Below are 3203 nucleotides of genomic sequence, written 5' to 3' on the forward strand. Positions count from 1 at the left end.
GCTTTTTTGGGCAGTGAAATTAAAACCAGTCTGCAGATGGGGTTGATGATCCTGTTGCCATTTCTGGTCATTGATCTGCTGGTTGCCAGTATTCTTATGGCACTGGGTATGATCATGCTGTCGCCGATGTTGATCTCTCTTCCCTTTAAACTGTTGCTATTTGTTCTGGTGGATGGCTGGGATCTTATTGTAGCGGGCACCATCAGGAGCTTTTCCACCTGAGAAACGCACAGACTGCCATTCACGACGCGGGAACCATAAATGTCACCTGACGAGATGGTCTACATGTTTGCCAACGCGCTGCGCAGTGTCTCCTGGATGGCCCTGGTGCTGATTGCTCCCGGCCTTCTGGTGGGCCTGGTGATCAGCATTATTCAGGCGGCCACCCAAGTAACCGAACAGACCCTGAGCTTTCTGCCCCGGCTGCTGATCACGTTATTAACCCTGTCACTGTCACTGCATTGGCTGGTTCAGGAGTTAAGCGTCATCTTTAATGATTTTTTTGTTGCCATTGTGAATAACCAGTGATCAGTATGGCACTCTCTGAGCTGTCCCATCTGATGGCGCTCTATTTACTGGTATTTTGTCGTATTTCCGGGTTTGTCATGACCTGTCCGTTAACCCGGGACTGGTTGCCGCTCCCAGCACGGTTACTGCTGGCTTTATCGCTGTCTGTGGCTGCCATGTTGCAACTGTCTTCTAAAATGACCACTGACCTGTCTCTGAGCCTGATACTGGCCGCCTGTGCCGAGTTTTTTACCGGACTGTTGTTTGGCGCGGTGTTACTGATCTATTTCAACGTGTTTACCTTGGCAGGGCATGTAACCGGTCTGCAGATGGCTTTGGGGTTTGCTGAACTGAACGACCCTGTCAATGGTATCAGTGTTACCGTGGTTGCCCGTATCTATCAGGTTATGGCGCAACTTGTGTTTGTTCTGATCAATGGCCACCTGCTGTTCTTTATGATAGTCATTGACAGCTTTCATGCATTACCCCTTGGCCATTTTCTGGTGGTGATTGACCGGGTATCAGCCCTGCTCACCATGATTGGCTGGATGTTTGGTGCCGGGCTGCTGATTGCCCTTCCCGCTATTGTCTGTTTGCTGATGGTCAATCTTACCTTTGGTTTTATCACACGCTCAGCACCCCAGATGAATCTGTTAACCCTTGGTTTTCCCATGATTGTTCTGGTGGGAATAGTCCTTCTGAGCTTAAATATACTGCAGGTGCCTTATGTGGTGGAACAGCATATGCACTATGCACTGAAGGTTCTTGGGTCTCTGTTGAAGGGGCAGTGATGAATTCTGAACAGCAGGGCAGTGAACCCACGGAACAACCCAGTGAGCGGCAGAAAAAGCAAGCCCGGCAAGAGGGACAGGTCTCCCGGTCAAGGGATCTGATGATCGCCATGCAGTCCCTGGCTATTTTTTTTCTGCTTGGCTATTCAAATTATATTGATCAGATCGCAGCTGTTATATCCATGCTGGGCCTGATTGACACACCAGTTATTGATGCCGCGAATGATGCCGTTGCAGCCCATGCAGCGATCATGGATAGTCTGCGGGCGGCGTTTACCGTATTTCCGGCGGTGATGATCACCATGTCCCTGGTTATTGTGCTCAGTGTCACCGTGGGAGCCCTGATGTCGGGCCCCTTTATCTTCAGTGTCAGCATCGTGGCAGCAAAAGCCCGGCGGATAAATCCGGTGGCAGGGTTGAAACGGATTTTTTCAGCCCGGGGGCTGGCTGAGGTGGTGCGGGCATCATTAAAAACCCTGTTATTGGCCCTGGCGCTTTTTTTAATCATGGACCACCAACTGGCAGAGATTATGGCACTGAGTACATACCCTGTGCCCATGGCGGCAACCCGGGCATTAACCTTGTTATTGTCCACCGGGCTGGGGTTATGCTGTGTCCTTATGGTCATTGCCGCTGGTGATGTGGTGTGGCAAAAACACCGCCTTCGCCAACAACAGCTTCTTACACGACAACAGGTCAAAGACAATCTGAAGAACGAAGACGGCTCACCAGAAACCCGGCAGCGGATTCGGCAGGTGCGGCAAAAACTGGCCTCAGTGATGCGCAAAAAAATGCTGGATGCTATCCCCGACGCCGACCTTGTACTGACCAATCCAGACCATTTTGCTGTGGTTCTGAAATACCAGCCGGACAGTCACCGGGCACCGGTCGTGGTGGCCCGGGGTGTTGATCATATGGCCGAACTTATCATCAGTATCGGGCGCTCGGCGGGCAAGCCGGTACTGATTCAGCCCATGCTGACCCGGGCTCTCTATTACCATACGGAAATTGACCAGGAAATTGCCCCGGATCTGTATCAGGCGGTGGCAAAAATCATGGTCTACCTTTATCAGCTTGATCGTTACCGTACTCGCCAAAGCACCTTCTGTCCCGGCTCACCCAATATTCAGATACCGGAAAAATACCACCATTCATCCAGCACAGGAGATCCGTAATGGGCACCGGCCTGCTCCTGCCGACCTCTCCAAAGGCTTCCTTATTGGCGACACCGCTGCTTTTGCTGGTGGTTCTGGCCATGCTGATGTTGCCCATTCCGCCATTTCTGCTGGACTTCCTGTTCAGTTTTAATATTACTCTGTCGTTGATTCTGCTGATTCTTACCATCTACATTAACCGCCCCCTGGATTTTTCACTGTTCCCGACCCTGTTGCTGGTGGCCACTCTGCTGCGGCTGGCCCTGAATATTGCCTCGACACGGGTGGTGCTGATCAATGGTCATAATGGGCCGTATGCGGCAGGCAAGGTAATTGAAGCTTTTGGCAGCGTGGTGATTGCCGGTAATTATTTTGTCGGTTTGCTGGTTTTCCTGATTCTGGTGATTGTCAACTTTGTGGTGATCACCAAAGGCGGCAGTCGTATATCCGAAGTGACGGCCCGTTTTGTGCTTGATTCGATGCCCGGCAAGCAAATGGCCATTGATGCCGATCTGAACTCCGGCGTGATTGACCACAATGAAGCCAGGGTGAAACGGGAAGACATTACCCGTGAAGCGGATTTTTACGGGGCGATGGACGGTGCCAGCAAATTTGTCCGTGGTGATGCCATTGCCGGGTTGATGATTTTGCTCATCAATATTCTGGGTGGTGTGAGCATTGGGATCTGGCAATATGATACCTGATTACCACTGATCGTACGTCATGATACAGAGAAAGTTTATTTAAGAAT

General features: G+C 51.0%; 3 protein-coding genes and 2 pseudogenes. All 5 read left to right on the forward strand.

Translation table 11 applies throughout. The features are described from left to right. Positions 1-222, forward strand: a pseudogene (locus tag KDK14_RS08345) (flagellar type III secretion system pore protein FliP); the annotation flags it as partial. 39 nt (positions 223-261) lie between these two features. Beyond that, positions 262-528: a flagellar biosynthetic protein FliQ gene (locus KDK14_RS08350; RefSeq protein WP_257264635.1), complete on the forward strand. Its 267-nt coding sequence runs from the start codon at positions 262-264 to the stop codon at positions 526-528. 5 nt (positions 529-533) lie between these two features. Beyond that, complete coding sequence (gene fliR, locus KDK14_RS08355) at positions 534-1298, forward strand: flagellar biosynthetic protein FliR (protein WP_257264636.1); 765 nt, start codon at positions 534-536, stop codon at positions 1296-1298. Next, positions 1298-2473 carry a flagellar biosynthesis protein FlhB gene (locus tag KDK14_RS08360; protein WP_257264637.1) on the forward strand — a complete coding sequence of 392 codons (1176 nt, stop codon included), beginning with the start codon at positions 1298-1300 and terminating at the stop codon, positions 2471-2473. Before fliR ends, KDK14_RS08360 begins: the two co-directional genes overlap by 1 nt. Beyond that, a pseudogene (locus tag KDK14_RS08365) lies at positions 2473-3150 on the forward strand (FHIPEP family type III secretion protein); the annotation flags it as partial. The gene KDK14_RS08360 and the pseudogene KDK14_RS08365, both read left to right, overlap by 1 nt. Positions 3151-3203: the final 53 nt, after the last annotated feature.

The organism is Endozoicomonas sp. ONNA2 (assembly GCF_024606365.1).
Lineage (GTDB): Bacteria > Pseudomonadota > Gammaproteobacteria > Pseudomonadales > Endozoicomonadaceae > Endozoicomonas.

Bases quoted from the DNA above. Each gene is read 5' to 3' on its own strand.
- KDK14_RS08350 (WP_257264635.1), top strand. From the start codon at position 262: ATGTCACCTGACGAGATGGTCTACATGTTTGCCAACGCGCTGCGCAGT.
- fliR (WP_257264636.1), top strand. From the start codon at position 534: ATGGCACTCTCTGAGCTGTCCCATCTGATGGCGCTCTATTTACTGGTA.
- KDK14_RS08360 (WP_257264637.1), top strand. From the start codon at position 1,298: ATGAATTCTGAACAGCAGGGCAGTGAACCCACGGAACAACCCAGTGAG.